Below are 21,252 nucleotides of genomic sequence, written 5' to 3'. Positions count from 1 at the left end.
AATCCTCTTTAGCTAAAAGCTTCAAGCCGTGAGCCGCACTCCGGCCTGCCTCGCGGCAGACCGGGTGGTACGGCGCACCGCCGCTTTATCAGATATCCAGCAGCAGACGAGCCGGGTCTTCCAGCAGGTTCTTGATGGTCACCAGGAAAGTCACGGCTTCTTTACCATCGATCAGGCGGTGATCGTACGACAGCGCCAGGTACATCATCGGGCGGATAACCACTTGGCCGTTGATCGCCATAGGACGCTGCAGAATGTTGTGCATGCCCAGGATCGCAGCTTGTGGCGGGTTGACGATCGGAGTCGACATCATCGAACCGAAAGTACCACCGTTAGTGATCGTGAAGGTACCACCGGTCATCTCGTCGATGGTCAGCTTGCCGTCACGGGCTTTCTTGCCGAAGTTGGCGATGCCGCCTTCGATTTCAGCCAGGCTCATCAGCTCGGCGTTACGCAGAACCGGTACCACCAGGCCACGGTCGCTGGATACGGCAACGCCGACGTCAGCATAACCGTGGTAAACGATGTCGCCGCCGTCGATGGAAGCGTTGACTGCCGGGAAGCGCTTCAGCGCTTCGGTGGCCGCTTTCACGAAGAACGACATGAAGCCCAGGCGCACGCCGTTGTGGGACTTCTCGAACAGATCCTTGTACTTCGAACGCAGGGCCATGACTTCGGTCATGTCGACTTCGTTGAACGTGGTCAGCATCGCCATGTTCGACTGTGCTTCAACCAGGCGCTTGGCCACGGTGGCACGCACGCGGGTCATCGGTACGCGCTTCTCGGTGCGGTCGCCAGCGGCGAACACAGGAGCAGCGGCAGCCGGGGCAGCAGCCTTGGCAGGTGCGGCAGCTGGAGCGTTTTTCTTGGCTTCAACAGCGGCAACCACGTCTTCCTTGGTCACACGGCCGTCTTTGCCGGTGCCCTTGATGGAAGCCAGGTTGATGCCGTTTTCGTCAGCCAGCTGGCGTGCAGCCGGTGCAGCGATTGGATCTTCGCCGCCCGCAGCCGGTGCAGCAGCTGGAGCTGCGGCAGCAGCGGCCGGTGCAGGAGCGGCGGCAGCAGGAGCAGCGGCAGCAGCGCCGCCCTCTTCGATCGAGCCCAGAACCTGGTTCGACAGAACGGTAGCGCCTTCTTCGGCAACGATTGCGCCCAGCACGCCGTCAGCTTCAGCCAACACTTCGAGCACGACCTTGTCGGTTTCGATGTCGACGATCAGGTCGTCACGCTTGACGGCCTCGCCTGGTTTCTTGTGCCAGGTGGCAACGGTGCCATCGGCAACCGATTCCGGGAATGACGGGGCTTTGATTTCGATAGCCATTATCTGTGGGTCCTTAAAATTCGGTTTCAGTCAGCGCGAAGGCGTTAAACAGTGAAAGCATCTTGCAGCAGTTTTTCCTGCTGTTCGGCGTGCATCGACGCATAACCACACGCAGGTGCAGCAGAAGCATCACGACCGGCGTACTCCAGGCCCAGGGCCTGTTTGTGGTTGCCGATGCTGCGACGCAGATGATGCTGACTGCTGTACCAAGCGCCCTGGTTCATCGGTTCTTCCTGACACCACACCACGTTGGTGAGGTTGGTGTAAGGCGCGATGGCCTCCATCAGGTCGTCTTCCGGGAACGGGTAAAGCTGCTCGATCCGCACGATGGCGATGTCTTCGCGGCCTTCGGCACGGCGTTTTTCCAGCAAGTCGTAGTAAACCTTGCCGCTGCACAGGATTAGGCGAGTGACCTTGGCCGCGTCCAGGGTGTCGATTTCTGAAATAACGGTCTGGAACGAACCATCCGCCAGATCTTCCAGGGTCGAGATGGCCAATTTATGACGCAACAGCGATTTCGGGGTCAGCACTACCAGCGGCTTGCGCAGCGGGCGGATCACCTGGCGACGCAGCAAGTGGTAGATCTGGGCCGGGGTAGTCGGCACGCACACCTGGATGTTGTGCTCGGCGCACAATTGCAGGTAACGCTCCAGACGGGCCGAGGAGTGTTCCGGACCCTGACCTTCATAACCGTGTGGCAGCAGCATGGTCAGACCGCACAGACGGCCCCACTTGTGCTCGCCGCTGGTGATGAACTGGTCGATAACCACCTGGGCACCGTTGGCGAAGTCGCCGAACTGGGCTTCCCAGATCACCAGCGCCTGAGGCGTGGTGGTCGAGTAACCGTATTCGAACGCCAGTACGGCTTCTTCGGACAGGAACGAATCGTACAGGTCGAAACGTGGCTGGCCTTCGTACAGGTTCTGCAACGGGATGTAGGTGCCCGCGTCTTTCTGGTTGTGCAACACAGCGTGACGGTGCGAGAACGTACCGCGGCCGATGTCCTGGCCGGTCATGCGAATCGGGTGACCTTCGAACGCCAGGGTCGCGTACGCCATGGTTTCAGCGTAACCCCAGTTGATCGGCAGGCCGCCGGCTTGCATCTTCTGACGGTCTTCGTAGATCTTCGCAACCTGGCGCTGTACGACGAAACCGTCTGGGATTTCCAGCAGCTTGGCCGACAGTTCCTGCAGGGTTTTCAGATCGAACGAGGTGTCGTGACGCGCAGTCCAGGCGTGGCCCAGGTACGGACGCCAGTCAACGAACAGCTCTTTATTCGGCTCTTTAACCAGGCTTTTTACGACATGCAGGCCGTTGTCCAGCGCGTTGCGGTATTCATCGATCTTCGCCTGAACACGTGCATCGTCCACCACGCCGGCCTTGATCAGGCTATCGGCATACAGCTCACGGGTGGTGCGCTGCTTGGTGATTTGCTGGTACATCAACGGTTGGGTGCCGCTAGGCTCATCCGCTTCGTTGTGACCGCGACGACGGTAGCAGACCAGGTCGATGACCACGTCACGTTTGAACTGCATGCGGTAATCGATGGCCAACTGGGTCACGAACAACACGGCTTCCGGATCATCACCATTCACATGGAGGATCGGCGCCTGGATCATCTTGGCAACGTCGGTCGCGTACTCGGTAGAGCGCGCGTCCAGCGGGTTGCTGATGGTGAAGCCCACCTGGTTGTTGATGACGATGTGAACCGTACCGCCGGTCTTGAAGCCGCGAGTCTGCGACATCTGGAAGGTTTCCAGGACCACACCCTGACCGGCGAATGCCGCGTCACCGTGGATGGAAATCGGCAGGACCTTCTCACCGGTGGAATCGTTACGACGATCCTGGCGCGCACGTACCGACCCCTCGACCACTGGAGAAACGATTTCCAGGTGGGATGGGTTGAACGCCATGGCCAGGTGAACTTCACCGCCGGTGGTCATTACGTTGGACGAGAAGCCCTGGTGATATTTAACGTCACCGGAACCCAGCTCGACCTTCTTCTTGCCTTCGAACTCGTCGAACAGCTCGCGCGGGTTCTTGCCGAAGGTGTTGACCAGCACGTTCAAGCGGCCACGGTGGGCCATGCCGATCACGATTTCCTTGGTGCCGTAGGAACCGGAACGCTGGATCAGCTCGTCGAGCATCGGGATCAGGCTTTCGCCGCCTTCCAGGCCGAAACGCTTGGTGCCCGGGTATTTGGTGCCCAGGTATTTTTCCAGGCCTTCCGCTGCAGTGACGCGCTCGAGCAAGTGGCTCTTGACGTCCGCAGACAGCACCGGGCGACCACGCACGCCTTCAAGGCGGTGCTGGAACCAGTGGCGCTGCTCGGAATCAGTGATGTGCGTAAATTCGGCACCGATGGTGCGGCAATATGTCTGCTGCAACGCTTCGTGAATTTCGCGTAGGCTCGCTTCCTCTTTGCCGATGAACAGGTCGCCGGCACGGAAGGTCGTATCAAGATCGGCATTGGTCAAGCCGTAATGATTGATCGACAGGTCTGCAGGTGCAGGACGCTGCCACAGCCCCAGCGGGTCAAGCTGGGCTGCCTGGTGGCCACGCATACGGTAGGCCTGGATCAGTCGCAGTACTTCAACTTGCTTCTTCTCGTGCTCACTGCTCACGCTTGCGGCAGAAACCGGCTGGGCGCGGCGCTGGTTCTTTGCCAGCAGCACGAACTGATCGCGAATTGTTGCGTGCGATACATCGGTGGCAGCGTTGCCGTCTGAAGACAACGTCTGAAATTTGGTGCGCCATTCTTCTGGCACAGCGTTAGGGTCGTGCAGGTAGAGCTCATAAAGCTCTTCCACATAGGCAGCGTTACCACCTGAAAGATAGCCGCTGTTCCACATGCGCTGCATCACGCTTTCTTGCATGCTTGGTCACCCTCGATTTGGGGACACCACCGGCGAAAACACCGAGTTTGCTTGCAAAAGGCCAAGTGCAGCGACCAAAACAAGCCACTTAGGATCACGCTGATAGTTCGGGTACCAACCCGAATGCCCCTGCTTGTCTCATTTCTTCAAAATAAGAGCCGCGTCTTTGTAAGTCGCTGCTCAAGTTAAAACTACGGCGCCGGTTGAAGCCTGCGCCGTAGCATCTACGGGCACAACGGTCCTGCTTTTACTACAACGTCGGTTACACGCCGCTTTGCAGCAGCATGCTACGTACGTGACCAATGGCCTTAGTCGGGTTCAGGCCTTTGGGACATACGTTGACGCAGTTCATGATCCCGCGGCAGCGGAATACGCTGAACGGGTCATCCAGCGAAGCCAGACGCTCGGCAGTCTTGGTATCACGGCTGTCTGCCAGGAAGCGGTACGCTTGCAGCAGGGCAGCTGGGCCCAGGAACTTGTCGGGGTTCCACCAGAAAGACGGGCAGGAAGTCGAGCAGCAAGCGCACAGGATGCACTCGTACAGACCGTCCAGCTTCTCGCGCTCTTCCGGAGTCTGCAGACGCTCGATGGCCGGAGCCGGCGTGTCGTTCTGCAGGAATGGCTTAACCTTCTCGTATTGCTTGTAGAAGATGCTCATATCGACGACCAGGTCACGGATAACCGGCAAACCTGGCAGCGGACGAACAACCAACTTGTTGCCTTTCACCACGGAAGACAGCGGCGTGATGCACGCCAGGCCGTTCTTGCCGTTGATGTTCATGCCGTCGGAGCCGCAGACACCTTCACGGCAAGAGCGACGATAGGAGAAACCCTCGTCCTGCTCTTTAACCAGGGCCAGCACGTCCAGCACCATCAGGTCTTTACCACCGGTATCGACCTGGAATTCCTGCATGAACGGCGCAGCGTCCTGATCAGGGTTGTAGCGATAAACACTGACTTTCAACATGGCAGCCACCCTTAGTAAGTCCGAATCTTCGGTTCAAACGTCGGAACCGTCTTCGGCGAGAAGTTCACGGCACGCTTGGTTACGCGCTTGTCACCCGGGAAGTACAGGGTGTGGCACAACCAGTTTTCGTCGTCGCGGTCTTCATAGTCTTCACGAGCGTGAGCACCACGGGATTCTTTACGAACCTCGGCGGCGATCGCAGTCGCTTCAGCCACTTCCAGCAGGTTTTGCAGCTCAAGGGCTTCGATTCGAGCGGTGTTGAACGCCTGGCTCTTGTCGTTGATCTTGACGTTGGCGATGCGCGTACGCAGGTCAGCCAGCTGGGCGATACCTTTCTGCATGTATTCGCCGGTACGGAACACACCGAAGTAGTTCTGCATGCAGCTTTGCAGCTCTTTGCGCAGGGAGGCGACGTCTTCGCCATCGGTACGCGAGTTCAGGCCATCCAGACGTGCCAGGGCAGCGTCGATGTCGGACTGGCGTGGACGCGCGTAATCAACGCCTTCCTTCAGGGTCTGTTCCAGGAACAGGCCGGCGGCGCGACCGAATACCACCAGGTCGAGCAGCGAGTTGCCGCCCAGACGGTTGGCACCGTGAACCGATACGCAAGCCACTTCACCTACCGCGAACAGACCAGGGATGATCTGGTCAACGCCGTCGGCGTCCTGGGTGATCGCCTGACCATGAATGTTGGTGGCAACGCCGCCCATCATATAGTGGCAAGTTGGAACAACCGGGATCGGCGCAACAGCCGGGTCAACGTGGGCAAAGGTCTTGGACAGCTCCATGATGCCTGGCAGACGGCTGTGCAGCACTTCTTCACCGAGGTGATCGAGCTTCAGCATTACGTGGTCGCCATCGGGACCACAGCCGTTACCGGCGATGATCTCTTTAACCATGGAACGGGCTACAACGTCACGACCGGCAAGGTCTTTGGCGTTCGGAGCATAACGCTCCATGAAGCGCTCGCCGTTCTTGTTGATCAGGTAACCACCTTCACCACGGCAACCTTCTGTAACCAGTACACCGGCGCCGGCGATGCCGGTCGGGTGGAACTGCCACATTTCGATGTCTTGTACCGGGACGCCTGCACGCAGGGCCATGCCGATACCGTCACCGGTGTTGATCAGGGCATTGGTAGTCGAAGAGTAGATACGGCCTGCACCGCCGGTCGCCAATACGGTGGCGTTAGCCCGCACGTAAGAGGTTTCGCCGGTTTCGATGCAGATAACGATCATGCCTACAAAGGCACCGTCTTCGTTCTTCACCAGGTCGACACCGTAGTATTCGTTGAGGAATACGGTGCCGGCCTTCAGGTTGGCCTGGTACAGGGTGTGCAACAGCGCGTGACCGGTACGGTCGGCTGCGGCACAGGTACGAGCGGCCTGGCCACCCTTACCGAAGTCTTTCGACTGACCGCCGAACGGACGCTGGTAGATGCGGCCCTGTTCGGTACGGGAGAACGGCAGACCCATGTGTTCCAGCTCGAAGACCGCTTCCGGGCCTACGGAGCACATGTATTCGATAGCGTCCTGGTCACCGATATAGTCGGAACCCTTGACGGTATCGTACATGTGCCAGCGCCAGTCATCGTTTGGATCGGCGGAGGCGATGGCGCAGGTGATGCCACCCTGGGCCGAAACGGTGTGGGAACGGGTCGGGAACACCTTGGTGATCACGGCAGTCTTGTGACCGCCCTGGGCCAGTTGCAGCGCAGCGCGCATGCCGGCACCGCCGCCGCCAATGATGATGGCGTCGAATGAAAGCGTATTAACTGTGTTAGCCATGAATCAGATACCCCAAAGAATCTGCACACCCCAGACGAAGTAAGCGAACATCGCGACGCCGCATACTGCCTGGAAGAGAAACCGTACTGCTGTCGCGGACTTGCCCAACGCCATCGGCGTCAGGTAGTCGGTCGCGATGGTCCACATGCCAACCCAGGCGTGAGCGCCCAGGGCTACAAGGGCCAGCAGACTGAAGATGCGCATCCCGTTATGAGCGAACAGGCCGTGCCATTGGGCGTAGCCAATGCCAGGGTTCGCCGCGAGGTACCCGATCAGGAAGATGAAATAAGCCGCGAGAACAACCGCAGACACACGTTGCGCCATCCAGTCATAGAGGCCCGAACGCGACAGGTTCGTAACGCTGGTTACCATATCCAAACTCCCGCCAGAACGATCAGCACCACGGAAATGGCGATGACGATTTTCGAGCCCAGCTTGCCGCCTTCCAGCGTCTCACCGATACCCATGTCCATGATCAAGTGGCGAATACCGGCCACAAGGTGATAAAGCAGAGCGGACAGGAGGCCCCAGGCGACGAATTTGGCCAGCGGACTGGTCAAGCATGCCTTCACCTCGGCGTACCCTTCTTCCGAACCCAGGGATTTGCTCAATGCATAAAGCATGATGCCCAGGCCAAGAAACAGGATGATGCCGGATACACGGTGCAGGAATGACGTTACGCCGGTGATGGGGAGTTTGATGGTCCTTAGGTCTAGGTTTACAGGTCGTTGGCTATTCACGGCTTTTTTTCACACTGAAGAGCCCCTAACAATCAGGGCAAAGTTGTTGGGGAGTGCACTGGTCAGGTAACCACCACCCAGGGAGTGCGACCCCCATCAAAACGGGCCCAAAAGCCCCTGGCGGTCGGAGGCCGAGTATAGACAGTTAGGCAACTAATGACAACGCGCACTCCTCACCCTAATAGCGCATTGCGCTGGCGGCATAAAAGGCGTAAACGGCAGGTAATTTCGAGGAAAAAGTACGGTTAAAGCCTTCTGGAGCAAGACTTTAGGCAAATTGACATCTGAATTTATCTCACTATAGTGGTGCGGGCCCTGCGTGGGGGGTCTGTCTGATGATTTGAAGCATAAATAGGAGGCCACATGGCTGACAAAAAAGCGCAGTTGATCATCGAGGGCGCAGCCCCCGTCGAGCTGCCCATTTTAACCGGCACCGTTGGTCCCGATGTTATCGACGTACGGGGCCTGACGGCCACGGGCCGTTTTACATTTGACCCAGGCTTCATGTCGACCGCCTCTTGCGAGTCGAAGATCACCTATATCGACGGTGATAACGGTATCTTGCTGCACCGCGGCTACCCGATCGAACAGCTTGCTGAACAGTCGGACTACCTGGAAACCTGCTACCTGCTGCTTAATGGCGAATTGCCAACAGCTGAGCAAAAGGCCCAGTTTGTCAGCACCGTGAAGAACCACACCATGGTTCACGAGCAGTTGAAGACCTTCTTCAACGGCTTCCGTCGCGACGCCCACCCAATGGCCGTCATGTGCGGCGTAGTCGGCGCCCTGTCGGCCTTCTATCACGACTCCCTGGACATCAATAACCCGCAGCATCGCGAAATCTCCGCGATCCGCCTGGTTGCCAAGATGCCTACCCTGGCCGCAATGGTTTACAAGTACTCCATGGGTCAACCCATGATGTACCCGCGCAACGACCTGACGTACGCGGAAAACTTCCTGCACATGATGTTCAACACCCCGTGCGAGATCAAACCGATCAGCCCGGTGCTGGCCGCCGCGATGGACAAGATCTTCATCCTCCACGCCGACCACGAACAGAACGCCTCGACGTCTACCGTGCGCCTGGCGGGCTCTTCGGGTGCCAACCCGTTCGCCTGTATCGCCGCCGGCATCGCCGCACTGTGGGGCCCTGCCCACGGCGGTGCGAACGAAGCCGTATTGACCATGCTCGATGAAATCGGCGATGTGTCCAACATCGACAAGTTCATCGCCAAGGCCAAGGACAAGAACGATCCGTTCAAGTTGATGGGCTTCGGTCACCGGGTCTACAAGAACCGCGACCCGCGCGCCACCGTGATGAAGAAGACCTGCGACGAAGTGCTGAAGGAACTGGGGATCAAGAACGATCCGCAACTCGAACTGGCCATGCGCCTGGAAGAGATCGCCCTGACCGACCCGTACTTCATCGAGCGCTCGCTGTACCCGAACGTCGACTTCTACTCGGGGATCATCCTCAAGGCGATCGGCATTCCAACCAGCATGTTCACCGTGATCTTCGCCCTGGCGCGGACCGTGGGCTGGATCTCCCACTGGAAAGAAATGCTCTCCAGCCCGTACAAGATTGGCCGCCCGCGCCAGCTGTACACCGGCTACGAGTCGCGTGACATCACCAAGCTGGAAGACCGCAAGTAAGCTAACCGCTACTTGGCTACACCGAAAACGGCCTCCTTTGATAGGGAGGCCGTTTTTATTTGTGCCGGTTTTGAGAAACAGTTTTGTCGTATTCGTTACCAATATAAAGGCAAAAAAAGCCCCGATCTCACGACCGGGGCTGTTTTTGTAACGGTTACAAGCTTAGTGGCTTACCGCCCCACTCGCCCCCAGGCCAGTTTGCGAACGCACAAACTGCGGGAAGTACAGCGCACGTTCCTTCTCTGCCGCCGCCGATTTGTCGGTGATGGAGAAGAACCAGATACCGACAAACGCAATGATCATCGAGAACAGCGCCGGGTACTCGTAAGGGAAGATCGCCTTCTCATGGTGCAGGATCGAGACCCAGATGGTTGGGCCGAGGATCATCAAGCCAACGGCACTCACCAAGCCCAACCAGCCACCAATCATTGCGCCGCGGGTGGTGAGGTTTTTCCAGTACATGGAAAGCAGCAGCACCGGGAAGTTACAGCTCGCCGCAATGGAGAACGCCAGGCCCACCATGAACGCGATGTTCTGGCTTTCAAACAGGATGCCCAAGCCAATCGCCAGCACTGCCAGGGCGATGGTGGTGATCTTCGATACGCGAATCTCATCCTTCTCGTTGGCCTTGCCTTTCTTGATCACGCTGGCGTACAGGTCATGGGACACCGCCGAAGCACCCGCCAGGGTCAAACCGGCAACCACTGCCAGGATGGTGGCAAACGCCACGGCCGAGATGAAGCCCAGGAAGATACTGCCGCCCACCGCGTTGGCCAGATGCACCGCCGCCATGTTGTTACCGCCGAGCAAGGCACCTGCAGCATCCTTGAACGCCGGGTTGGTGCTGACCAGCAGGATCGCGCCGAAGCCGATGATGAAGGTCAGGATATAGAAGTAGCCGATGAAGCCAGTGGCATACAGCACGCTCTTGCGAGCTTCCTTCGCGTCACTCACGGTGAAGAAGCGCATCAGGATGTGCGGCAGGCCAGCGGTACCGAACATCAGTGCCAGACCGAGGGAGAACGCCGAAATCGGGTCTTTCACCAGGCCGCCCGGGCTCATGATCGCTTCACCTTTAGGGTGAACCTTGATCGCCTCGGCAAACAGCATGTTGAAGTCGAAGTTGACGTGTTTCATCACCATCAGCGCCATGAACGAGGCACCGGACAGCAGCAGCACTGCCTTGATGATCTGTACCCAGGTGGTCGCCAGCATGCCGCCGAACAACACATAGAGGCACATCAGGATGCCCACCAGGATCACCGCAACATGGTAATCAAGGCCGAACAGCAACTGGATCAGCTTGCCCGCGCCGACCATCTGCGCGATCAGGTAGAACGCCACCACCACCAAAGAGCCACAGGCCGACAGGCTGCGGATCTGGGTTTGCCCGAGGCGGTAGGACGCCACGTCGGCAAAGGTGTATTTGCCCAGGTTACGCAGGCGCTCGGCGATCAGGAACAGAATGATCGGCCAGCCCACCAGGAAGCCGATCGAGTAGATCAGGCCATCGTAGCCGGAGGTGAACACCAGCGCGGAAATCCCCAGGAAGGACGCCGCCGACATGTAGTCACCGGCAATCGCCAAACCGTTCTGGAACCCGGTGATCTTGCCGCCGGCCGCATAGTAGTCGGCCGCCGACTTGTTGCGCTTGGACGCCCAGTAGGTGATGCACAAGGTCGCGCCAACAAAGGCCACGAACATCAGGATCGCTGCGATATTCAGCGGTTGTTTATGCACTTCGCCGGTCAATGCATCGGCCGCCCAAACGGCAGGTGCAAAGGCCGAAGCGCCGAGTACAGCCAATAGACGACGGATCATTGCGCAGCCTCCTTGAGAATCGCATTGTTCAGGTCGTCGAATTCGCCGTTGGCGCGTCGTACATAGATGCCGGTGAGGACGAAGGCCGACACAATCAGCCCGACCCCGATAGGGATCCCCCACGTGATGGACGAACCGGGGCTGATCTTGGCCCCCAGTACTTGCGGCCCATAGGCAATCAGAAGAATGAAAGCGGAGTACAGCCCAAGCATGATTGCCGAGAGAATCCAGGCGAATCTTTCCCTTTTACTAACCAGCTCCTTGAAACGCGGGCTGTTTTGAATCGAGAGGTAAATGCTGTCGTTCATTGTTTTTATCCTCGCAGCACAGCTTTTTATTATTGGAACATATCCACTGTATGCGGCTGAGGAACAGGTTCCAGACGACCTTAGTAGTAGAAGGAGTGTAGCGAGGGATTGCGAAGGTGCAGAAACAATTGTAGGAGCGAGCTTGCTCGCGAAAAACGTCAACGGTAACGCGTTCATTCTGGATGATCGCGGTGCCCTTGCGTTCTTCGCGAGCAAGCTCGCTCCTACAGTTTTAACGCCTTATTTAGCGGTCCACTCGGCGACACGTTCAGGGTGCTTGGCCACCCAGTCCTTGGCCGCCGCTTCAGGCTTGGCGCCCTCTTGGATCGCCAGCATGACTTCGCCGATTTCATCCTTGGAGGCCCACTGGAATTTCTTCAGGAACGCCGCGACTTCCGGGGCTTTCTTTTCCAGGCCTTTGCTGCCGATGCTGTTGACGGTTTCAGCAGCACCATAAATTCCTTTTGGGTCGTCCAGGAAACGCAGTTTCCACTTGGCGAACATCCAGTGTGGCACCCAACCGGTCACCGCAATGGATTCCTGTTTGTCTTCGGCACGGGTCAGCTCGGCGATCATCGCCGCGCCCGAACTGGCTTGCAGCTTGTAGTCCAGGCCATAGGCCTTGATCGCTTCATCGGTCTTGAGCATCACGCCTGAACCGGCGTCGATGCCGACGATCTTGTTCTTGAAGGTGGTGTCGGTCTTGAGGTCTTCGATGGATTTGGCTTTCACGTACTCAGGCACGATCAGGCCGATCTTGGCGTCCTTGAAGTTGGGGCCGTAGTCGACCACCTTGTCCTTGTTCTTGGTCCAGTATTCACCGTGAGTCACCGGCAGCCAGGCGGAGAGCATGGCGTCGAGTTTGCCGGTGGCCACGCCTTGCCACATGATCCCGGTGGCGACCGCTTGCAGTTTCACGTCATAACCGAGCTTTTGCTTGATCACTTCTGCCGCCACGTGGGTGGTGGCGACACTGTCCGACCAGCCATCCACATAGCCGATGCTCAGGGTTTTGCTGTCGGCGCTGGCCAGTGTGGAGCTCATCGCAACTACCAGAGTGGCAGCTGCGCCCAAGAGTCGTCGCATCTTCATAGTGCTTCCCCGAAAGTGCTGCGCCCGACGGATGCCGAGCGACGTCAACCTGTTGTTATGTGGTGCACCGCGCCCCCTTCACGCGCATCGATCACGTGGGTGCCTCATCAGTGGAGGGCTGACACTTCGATCATCAACCTGCTGCCGCAAGCGACCTGCTCTGACTGCGACCTCAGGTAAGCAAGAAACGACATCACATCGCCAGCAGGACGATTTGTAGGATATTCACCGACGATCCCGCCCGAACTTTGCATGTCAAAACTATGCGGCTCCACTGGGACGGCACAAATCCGGGTAAGATGCGCGCCTTTGCCCCCAGACGGCCTGATCATGCCCGCGACTGCCCGCTTCCCGCTCCTGCCCTATTTATTTGCCCTGATCCTCGGTGTGTTGGCCCTCGGCGGCTATTGGTATGGCCTTGGCCAACCGATGGTGCTGCCGGACGTGGCGAGCGCCAGCCACAAGCTGCAATGTGCGTCCTACACGCCCTTCGACAAAGACCAATCGCCATTCGACCAGCCGTTCAAACTGCGCCCCGAGCGCATGGACGCTGACCTGGCGTTGCTGGCCACCCGTTTTGAGTGCATCCGCACCTACTCCCAGACCGGCCTTGAAGCTTTGCCGGAACTGGCGCGCAAACACGGCCTGAAGCTGATGAGCGGCGCGTGGGTCAGCAGTGATCCGGTGGCGACGGCCAAGGAGGTCGATGCGCTGATCGCTTCGGCCAACGCCAACCCCGACGTCATCACGTCGGTGATCGTGGGTAACGAAACCCTGCTGCGCAAGGAAGTTACCGCGGCGCAATTGGTCAGGCTGATCCAGCAGGTTAAAAGCCAGATCAAGCAGCCGGTCACTTATGCCGATGTCTGGGAGTTCTGGTTGCAACACCCGGAAATCGCCCCGGCGGTGGACTTCCTGACCATTCACTTGCTGCCGTACTGGGAAGATGACCCGTCGGGCATCGACCAGGCGCTCAAGCATGTGGGCGATGTTCGCCAGACCTTCGGCAACAAGTTTGCGCCCAAGGACGTGATGATCGGCGAGACCGGCTGGCCGAGCGAAGGCCGCCAGCGGGAAACCGCGGTGCCGAGCCGGGTCAACGAAGCCAAGTTCATGCGCGGGTTCGTGGCCATGGCTGAAGCCAATGGCTGGCACTACAACCTGATCGAAGCGTTTGACCAGCCGTGGAAACGCGCCAGCGAGGGTGCTGTGGGGGGTTACTGGGGTCTGTTCGATGCAGATCGCCAGGACAAAGGCGTGCTGGCAGGGCCGGTGAGCAATGTGCCGTACTGGCCGGTTTGGCTCGGGGTTGGCGGGATTATCCTGCTGGGTACGCTGCTGCTGGGCGGCCGCGTGCGCACCACCCGTGCGGCGTTGGTGTTGCCGTTGCTCGGCGCCGTGGCCGCCTGCTCGATCGGCACCTGGGCCGAATTGAACCGGGTTACAGCGCGCTTCGCCGATGAGTGGGTTTGGGCTGGATTGCTGGTGGCCTTGAACCTTGCGGTACTGGCTCACGCCGCCCTGGCATTGAGTGCACGTGAAGGCTGGCGTGAACGCGCCTTCAACTGGATCGAGCAACGCGCTGGCTGGCTGGTGGCACTCGCCGGGTTCGCCGGTGCGGTCATGATGCTGGCGCTGGTGTTTGACCCGCGTTATCGCAGCTTCCCGAGTGCCGCGCTGGTGTTGCCGGCGCTGGTGTACCTGGTGCGTCCGGTGAGCGGGCTGCGTCGGGAGATTGCGTTGCTGGCGTTCATCATTGGTGCCGGCATTGCGCCGCAGTTGTTCCGAGAAGGGTTGATGAACCAGCAGGCGTGGGGTTGGGCAGTGGTTAGCCTGCTCATGGTCGTAGCATTGTGGCGTTGCTTGCGGGTGCGCAAGGCTTAAGACCGCTTTCGCAGGCAAGCCAGCTCCCACATTTGGATCTGTGAACACGGTCAAATGTGGGAGCTGGCTTGCCTGCGATGGGGCCCTGTCAGGCTGCCCGAGGCGCCCTGACCAACCGCAACCCCGCAATCACCACCGCAAACACCGCAAAGGTCGTGTTGTACAACGCCAACGCCGGAAACCCGAACACCAGTGCCAACACCGCCAATCCCCACCCGGCCCGGCCCGGCACAAAAAACGCCAGCACCGACGTGATCAACGCCGCCCAGCCCAGCACCTTGAAGTGAATCATCAACCCCAGGTTGGAACGCACCTGGCATTCCCAGCGGCTGGCCTCATCAGCACAAATGCCCACCCAGCGGCCATCCTCCATGAATCCATAACGCGCGCCATAACTGGCGGCCAGCCAAAGCGGCAGGGCAATAAGCAACAGAATCAGCGGAAAACGGCGGGACATGGGGCACTCCGATAGGCGAAAACGGCGCCCAGCTTAATCCCCCGGTGGCCGTTAGCAAGTTTTGCACACAGATAAGTATTCATTAAGGCGTGGCAAAGTGTATCGTCTCGCTACTATTACCCCGATTCCGACGTTTTTTCCGACTTTTAGTGCCGAAGGCTGGCACTTCGGCAGCAACGCGGTGGTCATAGCCTGCGAACTCCACTTCAGCACGTTTTCCTCTTAGGGATTTAGTCATGCTCCGTTCCTTGCGCTGTGCGGCCCTGTTGGGCAGCCTTTTTCTGAGTGCGTCAGCACTGGCGGTCGATATCGACCAGGCCAGCTATGGCTACCCTTTGACCAACCCGTTTGAAGCGACCATCGCGACCACCCCGCCGAACCTGCGGCCGGAACTGCCGTCCGACGATGAAATCAATCAATCCGACTACACCCTGACGATGCGCCCCGAGCGCGAGTTCAGCCTGCCCGACAACTTCTGGGCGGTGAAGAAACTCACCTACCGCATCGCCAAGCAAGACCGTGCCGCACCGCTGATCTTCCTGATCGCCGGCACCGGCGCACGCTTTGACAGCACCATCAACGAATACCTGAAAAAGCTGTACTACAAGGCCGGTTACCACGTCGTCCAGCTGTCGTCCCCCACCAGCTTCGACTTCATCGCCGCCGCCTCGCGCTTCGCCACTCCCGGCATCAGCCAGGAAGACGCCGAAGACATGTACCGCGTGATGCAGGCCGTACGCGCGCAAAACCCGACGCTGCCCGTAACCGACTTCTACCTCACCGGCTACAGCCTCGGCGCCCTCGACGCAGCCTTCGTCAGCAAGCTGGACGAAACCCGTCGCAGCTTCAACTTCAAGAAAGTCCTGCTGCTGAACCCGCCGGTCAACCTCTATACCTCGATCACCAACCTCGACAAGCTGGTGCAGACCGAGGTCAAGGGCATCAACAACAGCACCACCTTCTATGAGCTGGTGTTGAACAAACTGACCCGCTACTTCCAGCAAAAGGGCTACATCGACCTGAACGATGCCCTGCTCTACGACTTCCAGAATTCCAAGGAACACCTGACCAACGAACAGATGGCGATGCTGATCGGCACCTCGTTCCGCTTCTCGGCGGCCGACATTGCCTTCACCTCGGACCTGATCAACCGCCGCGGCCTGATCATCCCGCCCAAGTACCCGATCAGCGAAGGCACCAGCCTCACCCCATTCCTCAAGCGTGCGCTGCAGTGCGACTTCGACTGCTACCTCACCGAACAGGTGATCCCGATGTGGCGCGCCCGTTCCGACGGTGGCAGCCTGTTGCAACTGGTTGACCAGGTCAGCCTGTATGCCCTCAAGGACTACCTGCACGACAGCCCGAAAATCGCCGTCATGCACAACGCCGACGACGTGATCCTGGGCCCGGGCGACCTTGGCTTCCTGCGTAAAACCTTCGGCGATCGCTTGACCGTCTACCCCCTGGGCGGCCATTGCGGCAACCTCAATTACCGCGTCAACGCCGACGCCATGCTGGAGTTCTTCCGTGGCTAAATATCTTCTGCTGCTCGCTGCCCTGATGTGCGCGGGCGTGGCCAATGCCGACAACAGCAAGGCTCACACGCCGACCGTAGTGGACTCCGACGGCTTCAAGGAGCCACTGAGCCATCTCAAGTTCAACCCCGGCCTGGACCAGCGTGAGTTTGAGCGTTCGTCGGTCAACGCCCTGAATGTCTACGACCCGCTGGAGTCGTGGAACCGCCGGGTCTACCACTTCAACTACCGCTTCGACCAGTGGGTGTTCCTGCCGGTGGTGGACGGTTACCGTTATGTCACCCCAAGCTTCCTGCGTACCGGCGTCAGCAACTTCTTCAACAACCTGGGGGACGTGCCCAACCTGTTGAACAGCCTGCTGCAACTCAAGGGCCATCGTTCCCTGGAAACCACCGGCCGCCTGCTGCTCAACACCACCATCGGCATCGCCGGTCTGTGGGACCCAGCCACCGCCATGGGCCTGCCGCGCCAAAGCGAAGACTTCGGCCAGACCCTGGGCTTCTACGGTGTACCGGGCGGCGCCTACCTGGTGCTGCCGCTGTTTGGTCCGTCGAACCTGCGGGACACCACCGGCCTGCTGGTGGACTACGGCGCCGAGACCGAGATCAACTTCCTGAACGTGTCCAAGGTCAGCGAAAACCACCCGGAAATCTGGGCCCTGCGCGCAGTCGACAAGCGCTACCAGACCAGCTTCCGCTACGGTCAGATGAACTCGCCGTTCGAGTATGAAAAGGTGCGCTACGTGTACACCGAGGCGCGCAAGTTGCAGATCGCCGAGTAATGCCTCCTGTAGGCGCTGGCTTGCCAGCGCCTACATCCCCCGCCGACACCACTTACGCCACGTAAACCGCAATTGCAGCACGGCCGCCCTGGCCATTTCCCGATCCTGTTCCGTCAATGCCGAGGGCTGCTCAAGCGCCTCAAGCATCGCAACGCTGGCCGCGTCCATCAGCGACTCATTCGCCACGCTCGGTCCACCCTCCTCCAGCGCCGCCTCCAACGCCCGCAAATAGCGATCCCGTTCAATCGCCAACGCGCCCCGGCTGCCCGCCAGGCAGGCACGCAATTCCAGCAACTCATCCCCCAGGTCCAGCCCGAGCAATCCATTGTCCCAATGCGCGCGGCGATCAGCAGGCAAGGTTTCGCTGTAGCGCGACAAGCGAATCAGCCGGTCCGCCATGCGCCCGCCAAACCAGCTTTCAGCCTGTTCCAGCGGGCGCGAGGTCAATTGCGCCAGGTCGAACAACGACGCCTTGAACATCCGCCGATAGTGATGCTCACCCGGATTGAGCTGGATCAGCCGAAACACCACCACGGCAATCCCGACACCCACCAGCGTCGCGATGGCCTTGTTGAGGAAGGCGGCGAAGTCGTAGGTCATCACATTGCTGGGCCCGACATTGTTGACGAAAAAGATGCAGAACGCCGAGGCCGTGGCCGCCAGTTTGAGGCGGCTCATGCACAGCGAGGCGAAAAACAGCGGTACCCCCAACGCCAGGCACAACAAGGGAAAGCCATCGAAGCCGGGCAACAGCACGAAGCACACAACCCCCGCCACCGGGATCGAAAGCGCAATGCCCTTGAGGAAATTCAGGCTTGAAGCCGACGGGTTTTCCCGTGCCGCAAACAGGCTCAGCACCACGCCACAAATGGACACCGCGCCCAAACCTGAAGGCCATGCTGTAAAGATCCAGAACGCCGCGACCGCCAGGAACGCCAAGGCACTGCGCAACCCACCGAGCACACCCTGCTCAATATCCCGATGCCAGGACATCGCCCCCGGCGCGCCGGGCGGTACCCTGCCCTGTTCGACCGCGTCCAGGGTCAATCCCCCCAGCTCAATCAGACGCAGTACTCGAGCCAGTTGCATCAGGCAAAAGTGCACCTCCTGGCCAAGATGCGGAGCCTGCAACGCCAGGCCAAGCCGCCGCGACAAGTCAGGCAGGTCATGGAGACGCTCCTGCTGCAACACAGCCGCCACCTCTTCAATCAATGGCACCACTGCAGCCGTCTCATCGAGCATCATCCGCTGGCGCGCCACACCCCGCGCCGTCCGCAGCAGGCTGAGCAGGTCACGGCTGAGCACGCGCAAGGCCTGGGAACGGCGTCGGCCCTTGGGCCCTTCAAACCAGGCGTGGTCGCGCTGGCTATCCACCGCCACCAGGCGGCTCAACGCTTCGAGCAACCCCTTACGCTGATCATTACCCAACAGCTCCGAAGCCGCGGCGCGCACCCCGGCCTGCCACGCGGCCCGCGCTTGAACCGCCAGCACCTGCTCGACCCGGCGTGGCCATAAAATCGTGCTAGCGATGGAAGCGCAGAGGATCCCCAGGCTGATCTCCTGACAGCGTGCCACCGCCTCATCGAACACTCCCAGCGGTGCCGCCGTAGCGGGCAGCGCAATAATCGCCGTGGTGTAACCCGCCAGCACAAAGCCATAGGACGCGTGATTGCGCAGCAACGAAGCCCCGGTGGTACAGAACGCCAGCCACAGCGCCATGCACAGCAGGAACAACAACGGCGCCTGGCCAAACACGCCGATCATCGCAATGGAAACCATGGCCCCGACAAACGTGCCCACCAGCCGATAGGCGCCTTTAGCCAGGACCATGCCGCTGGTGGACTGGCCCACGATAAATACGGTGGTCAGAGCCCATTGCGGCTGCTGCAAGTCGAAACAGAAGGCCAGGTACAACGCGACCCCGCCGGCGATCATGTTGCGCAAGGCAAACAGCAGATCGTTGCGGGAAGGGGTCAGCGTCGCTTGCCAGAAATCAGGGAGCTGAAAGGTGGAGGATTTCATGGAACCCGCATATAGATAGCAAGCTAATGATTAGCATCGTATCTATATTTCTCGCGAATGCCAATGTCGCGGTTATTTGACCAACCGCTTTTCCTTGGACGGCCTGTAGCCAAAGTAGGCGCTGTAGCACTTGCTGAAATGGCTCGGCGAGACAAACCCGCAAGCCACCAGCACATCGACCTGGGACAGCTCGGTGTGCTGCAGCAGCCGACGGGCCTCGGTGATGCGCAGTTCCAGGTAATAACGCTGGGGCGTGGTGCCAAGCTGCTCCTTGAACAAACGCTCCAGCTGGCGCCGGGAACGGCCCGCATAAACGGCCAGTTGCTCAAGTTCCAGAGGTTCTTCGAGGTTGGCGTCCATCAGGTTGACCACCTCACGCAACGGCGCGCTCAAGCAGATGTTCTCGGTCGGTTTCACCCGCCGGTAGCGCGACTCCTCAAACGCCAGGATGTCCTCGATCCCCTCCACCAACGCTTTGCCGTACAGCCCCTTGATCCAGTCCAGCGCCATATGAAACGCACCGGAAGGGCTCGATGCCGTCAGCCGGTCGCGATCAATCACATAGGGTTCGCTGCTGACCTGCGTCGCCTTGCAGAAGTCCGCCAGGGCCGGGCGATGTTCCGGGTGCACGGCGCAGCGGTAGCCCCCCAGCAAACCCGCACGCCCGAGGAACCAAGCACCATTCCACAAACCGGCGAAGTGCACACCCTGCTCCGCAGCGCTTTTCAGCAGATGGATGAATTCGTCCGAGGCCTTCAGTTCGGTGCGGTAACCACCGCAAATCACCAGCAGGTCCAACTCTTTAAGCACCGAAGACTCAAGCCGCGCATCGGGCCGAATCACCAGCCCCAGGTCGCTGGTCACCTCGCCTTCCTGCAAGCCGAAGGTCGAGGTAGAAAACGACGCAGGTCGCAGCAGGTTCGCGGTGATCAGCGTGTCCAGCGCCTGGGTAAACGCCGGCAGCGAGAAATGTTCGAGCAACACAAATCCCGCACGCACCGTCTGACGGGCCTCGCCGGGATTTTCATTCAGGTAACGGAGGTTCTTGCCTTTCATGCCCCCGCTGAACTGCCGTCGCTCGATCAATTGCCTACGCCCTCGCCCGCTTCCAGAGGTTACCCACCACGCTGACCACCGCCAACACCACGGCCCCGGCAATGATCCCCGCTACCGCATTGAGCAACGTCGGCATCAACCACGCCAGCCCGCCGGTGCTCTGGCTCACCGTCTCGATCCAGTGATGCACCACCGGCACACCGTGGGTCAGGATCCCCCCGCCGACCATGAACATCGCCGCCGTGCCGATCACCGACAGGCTTTTCATCATGTACGGTGCCGCCCGCAAGATCGCCCCACCAATGCTGCGCGCCGCCTGGCCGGGCTTCTGGGTGAGCCACAGGCCCAAGTCATCGAGTTTGACGATACCGGCCACCAGGCCGTAGACGCCGATGGTCATGACGATGGCGATACCCGACAACACGATCACTTGCTGCATCAGCGGCGCATCGGCCACGGTGCCGAGGGTGATGGCGATGATTTCGGCGGAGAGGATGAAATCGGTACGGATCGCGCCCTTGATCTTGTCCTTCTCGAAGGCCACCAGGTCCGTGGCCGGATCCGCCACGGCTTCCACCAGGTGCGCCTGCTCTTCGGTGCGCTTGTGGAAGAAGCTATGGGCGAGTTTTTCGAAGCCCTCAAAACACAAATAAGCGCCGCCCAGCATCAACAGCGGTGTCACCGCCCACGGCGCAAATGCGCTGATCAGCAAGGCAGCCGGCACCAAAATCAGCTTGTTGACGAACGAGCCCTTGGCCACCGCCCACACCACCGGGATTTCCCGCTCGGCGCGCACCCCGGAGACTTGCTGGGCATTCAACGCCAGGTCATCCCCCAACACGCCGGCGGTTTTCTTCGCGGCCATCTTGGTCATCAACGCTACATCGTCGAGCACCGCAGCGATGTCGTCGATCAATACCAGCAAACTGCTTCCTGCCATGGCTCAGGCTTC

Annotated in this window: 17 protein-coding genes; 4 read left to right on the top strand and 13 right to left on the bottom strand. The window is 59.7% G+C overall.

What is annotated here, in order from left to right; genetic code table 11:
• Positions 1-88: 88 nt before the first annotated feature.
• The 6 genes from odhB to sdhC form a co-directional block, all read right to left on the bottom strand.
• Entirely contained in the window at positions 89-1,321 is a 1,233-nt protein-coding gene (gene odhB / locus ACUN0G_RS22325) for a 2-oxoglutarate dehydrogenase complex dihydrolipoyllysine-residue succinyltransferase (protein ID WP_445574282.1), read from the bottom strand.
• Positions 1,322-1,365: 44 nt separating this feature from the next.
• The gene (locus tag ACUN0G_RS22320; protein WP_003210570.1) at positions 1,366-4,197 is read right to left on the bottom strand and encodes a 2-oxoglutarate dehydrogenase E1 component; all 2,832 of its coding nucleotides are present in this window, start codon (positions 4,195-4,197) and stop codon (positions 1,366-1,368) included.
• 262 nt (positions 4,198-4,459) lie between these two features.
• The gene (locus tag ACUN0G_RS22315) at positions 4,460-5,164 is read right to left on the bottom strand and encodes a succinate dehydrogenase iron-sulfur subunit (protein ID WP_003210571.1); all 705 of its coding nucleotides are present in this window, start codon (positions 5,162-5,164) and stop codon (positions 4,460-4,462) included.
• Between the two features lie 11 nt (positions 5,165-5,175).
• Entirely contained in the window at positions 5,176-6,951 is a 1,776-nt protein-coding gene (gene sdhA, locus ACUN0G_RS22310; protein ID WP_003210572.1) for a succinate dehydrogenase flavoprotein subunit, read from the bottom strand.
• Between the two features lie 3 nt (positions 6,952-6,954).
• A complete protein-coding gene (gene sdhD / locus ACUN0G_RS22305; RefSeq protein ID WP_003210573.1) occupies positions 6,955-7,323 on the bottom strand; it encodes a succinate dehydrogenase, hydrophobic membrane anchor protein in 369 nt (122 codons plus the stop codon).
• Complete coding sequence (sdhC, locus tag ACUN0G_RS22300; RefSeq protein ID WP_008433998.1) at positions 7,317-7,691, bottom strand: succinate dehydrogenase, cytochrome b556 subunit; 375 nt, start codon at positions 7,689-7,691, stop codon at positions 7,317-7,319. The genes sdhD and sdhC overlap by 7 nt, the downstream gene beginning before the upstream one ends.
• Before the next feature lie 363 nt (positions 7,692-8,054).
• On the opposite strand from sdhC, the gene gltA reads away from it, so the two are divergent.
• Entirely contained in the window at positions 8,055-9,344 is a 1,290-nt protein-coding gene (gene gltA, locus ACUN0G_RS22295; RefSeq protein WP_003210575.1) for a citrate synthase, read from the top strand.
• Positions 9,345-9,506: 162 nt separating this feature from the next.
• Here the strand turns inward: gltA and ACUN0G_RS22290 are convergent, their stop codons facing one another.
• The 3 genes from ACUN0G_RS22290 to ACUN0G_RS22280 all read right to left on the bottom strand — a co-directional run bounded on the left by ACUN0G_RS22290 (position 9,507) and on the right by ACUN0G_RS22280 (position 12,565).
• Positions 9,507-11,165 carry a cation acetate symporter gene (locus ACUN0G_RS22290; protein ID WP_076015222.1) on the bottom strand — a complete coding sequence of 553 codons (1,659 nt, stop codon included), beginning with the start codon at positions 11,163-11,165 and terminating at the stop codon, positions 9,507-9,509.
• The gene (locus tag ACUN0G_RS22285; RefSeq protein ID WP_445574281.1) at positions 11,162-11,473 is read right to left on the bottom strand and encodes a DUF485 domain-containing protein; all 312 of its coding nucleotides are present in this window, start codon (positions 11,471-11,473) and stop codon (positions 11,162-11,164) included. Before ACUN0G_RS22285 ends, ACUN0G_RS22290 begins: the two co-directional genes overlap by 4 nt.
• A 240-nt stretch (positions 11,474-11,713) precedes the next feature.
• Positions 11,714-12,565, bottom strand: coding sequence for a glycine betaine ABC transporter substrate-binding protein (locus tag ACUN0G_RS22280; protein ID WP_258347113.1), 852 nt, complete (start codon positions 12,563-12,565; stop codon positions 11,714-11,716).
• Between the two features lie 330 nt (positions 12,566-12,895).
• Here ACUN0G_RS22280 and ACUN0G_RS22275 point away from each other — a divergent pair, with 330 nt between their 5' ends.
• Positions 12,896-14,449 (top strand): glycoside hydrolase family 17 protein, encoded by a 1,554-nt coding sequence (locus tag ACUN0G_RS22275; RefSeq protein WP_445574280.1) that lies wholly within the window; start codon positions 12,896-12,898, stop codon positions 14,447-14,449.
• Positions 14,450-14,537: 88 nt separating this feature from the next.
• Here the strand turns inward: ACUN0G_RS22275 and ACUN0G_RS22270 are convergent, their stop codons facing one another.
• On the bottom strand, positions 14,538-14,906 hold the full coding sequence (locus tag ACUN0G_RS22270; RefSeq protein WP_063028197.1) for a hypothetical protein: 369 nt from the start codon (positions 14,904-14,906) through the stop codon (positions 14,538-14,540).
• A 236-nt stretch (positions 14,907-15,142) separates the two neighbouring features.
• Between ACUN0G_RS22270 and ACUN0G_RS22265 the strand changes: the two genes are divergently transcribed.
• A complete protein-coding gene (locus ACUN0G_RS22265) occupies positions 15,143-16,441 on the top strand; it encodes a serine protein kinase PrkA (RefSeq protein WP_010166231.1) in 1,299 nt (432 codons plus the stop codon).
• On the top strand, positions 16,434-17,222 hold the full coding sequence (locus ACUN0G_RS22260; protein WP_003210582.1) for an MlaA family lipoprotein: 789 nt from the start codon (positions 16,434-16,436) through the stop codon (positions 17,220-17,222). Before ACUN0G_RS22265 ends, ACUN0G_RS22260 begins: the two co-directional genes overlap by 8 nt.
• 30 nt (positions 17,223-17,252) lie before the next feature.
• Here the strand turns inward: ACUN0G_RS22260 and ACUN0G_RS22255 are convergent, their stop codons facing one another.
• The 3 genes from ACUN0G_RS22255 to ACUN0G_RS22245 all read right to left on the bottom strand — a co-directional run bounded on the left by ACUN0G_RS22255 (position 17,253) and on the right by ACUN0G_RS22245 (position 21,240).
• Positions 17,253-19,244 carry an FUSC family protein gene (locus ACUN0G_RS22255; protein ID WP_445574279.1) on the bottom strand — a complete coding sequence of 664 codons (1,992 nt, stop codon included), beginning with the start codon at positions 19,242-19,244 and terminating at the stop codon, positions 17,253-17,255.
• A gap of 72 nt (positions 19,245-19,316) precedes the next feature.
• Entirely contained in the window at positions 19,317-20,300 is a 984-nt protein-coding gene (locus tag ACUN0G_RS22250) for a GlxA family transcriptional regulator (RefSeq protein ID WP_445574278.1), read from the bottom strand.
• 34 nt (positions 20,301-20,334) lie between these two features.
• Complete coding sequence (locus tag ACUN0G_RS22245) at positions 20,335-21,240, bottom strand: DUF808 domain-containing protein (RefSeq protein WP_063028192.1); 906 nt, start codon at positions 21,238-21,240, stop codon at positions 20,335-20,337.
• Positions 21,241-21,252: the final 12 nt, after the last annotated feature.

The sequence above is a fragment of the Pseudomonas sp. 32A genome (genome assembly GCF_052682255.1).
The sequence above is the reverse complement of the archived record's forward strand: the minus strand, read 5'-3'. Positions and strand labels throughout refer to the sequence as shown.

Bases quoted from the DNA above. Each gene is read 5' to 3' on its own strand.
- odhB (WP_445574282.1), bottom strand. From the start codon at position 1,321: ATGGCTATCGAAATCAAAGCCCCGTCATTCCCGGAATCGGTTGCCGAT.
- ACUN0G_RS22320 (WP_003210570.1), bottom strand. From the start codon at position 4,197: ATGCAAGAAAGCGTGATGCAGCGCATGTGGAACAGCGGCTATCTTTCA.
- ACUN0G_RS22315 (WP_003210571.1), bottom strand. From the start codon at position 5,164: ATGTTGAAAGTCAGTGTTTATCGCTACAACCCTGATCAGGACGCTGCG.
- sdhA (WP_003210572.1), bottom strand. From the start codon at position 6,951: ATGGCTAACACAGTTAATACGCTTTCATTCGACGCCATCATCATTGGC.
- sdhD (WP_003210573.1), bottom strand. From the start codon at position 7,323: ATGGTAACCAGCGTTACGAACCTGTCGCGTTCGGGCCTCTATGACTGG.
- gltA (WP_003210575.1), top strand. From the start codon at position 8,055: ATGGCTGACAAAAAAGCGCAGTTGATCATCGAGGGCGCAGCCCCCGTC.
- ACUN0G_RS22290 (WP_076015222.1), bottom strand. From the start codon at position 11,165: ATGATCCGTCGTCTATTGGCTGTACTCGGCGCTTCGGCCTTTGCACCT.
- ACUN0G_RS22285 (WP_445574281.1), bottom strand. From the start codon at position 11,473: ATGAACGACAGCATTTACCTCTCGATTCAAAACAGCCCGCGTTTCAAG.
- ACUN0G_RS22280 (WP_258347113.1), bottom strand. From the start codon at position 12,565: ATGAAGATGCGACGACTCTTGGGCGCAGCTGCCACTCTGGTAGTTGCG.
- ACUN0G_RS22275 (WP_445574280.1), top strand. From the start codon at position 12,896: ATGCCCGCGACTGCCCGCTTCCCGCTCCTGCCCTATTTATTTGCCCTG.
- ACUN0G_RS22270 (WP_063028197.1), bottom strand. From the start codon at position 14,906: ATGTCCCGCCGTTTTCCGCTGATTCTGTTGCTTATTGCCCTGCCGCTT.
- ACUN0G_RS22265 (WP_010166231.1), top strand. From the start codon at position 15,143: ATGCTCCGTTCCTTGCGCTGTGCGGCCCTGTTGGGCAGCCTTTTTCTG.
- ACUN0G_RS22255 (WP_445574279.1), bottom strand. From the start codon at position 19,244: ATGAAATCCTCCACCTTTCAGCTCCCTGATTTCTGGCAAGCGACGCTG.
- ACUN0G_RS22250 (WP_445574278.1), bottom strand. From the start codon at position 20,300: ATGAAAGGCAAGAACCTCCGTTACCTGAATGAAAATCCCGGCGAGGCC.
- ACUN0G_RS22245 (WP_063028192.1), bottom strand. From the start codon at position 21,240: ATGGCAGGAAGCAGTTTGCTGGTATTGATCGACGACATCGCTGCGGTG.